Below are 279 nucleotides of genomic sequence, written 5' to 3'. Positions count from 1 at the left end.
GGCCCGCGCGGCGGGGGAATCGATCAGCGCCCGGGACAGGTGATCGATCTGGTACACGGGCGTGTCATCCACGCGCAGGATGCGGTCCCCGCGGCGGACACCGAATCGGCCCTCCGGGCGCGCGGCCTCCACCTGGATCTGGCCTTCGGTCGAGTGCAGCGCCAGCCGGGCCTCGCCCTGCTGCCACTGCAGGGTGCTTGCGCTGCCACCGCCGGCAACTGCCGGCAGTGGGAGGAGCATCAGCAGGGTCATCAGCCGTGTGCGCATCTCAGGCTCCGC

1 protein-coding gene is annotated in these 279 nt (G+C 72.0%); it reads right to left on the bottom strand.

Annotation, left to right across the window (positions count from 1 at the left end; all coding sequences use genetic code 11):
• Positions 1-267, bottom strand: a 267-nt coding sequence (locus tag EN874_RS33395; protein WP_127428881.1) for a PDZ domain-containing protein, incomplete at its 3' end; no start/stop codon positions are given.
• Positions 268-279: the final 12 nt, after the last annotated feature.

This window comes from Mesorhizobium sp. M1D.F.Ca.ET.231.01.1.1 (assembly GCF_003999155.2).
In the GTDB taxonomy this organism is placed as follows: Bacteria; Pseudomonadota; Alphaproteobacteria; order Rhizobiales; family Rhizobiaceae; genus Mesorhizobium.
The sequence above is the reverse complement of the archived record's forward strand: the minus strand, read 5'-3'. Positions and strand labels throughout refer to the sequence as shown.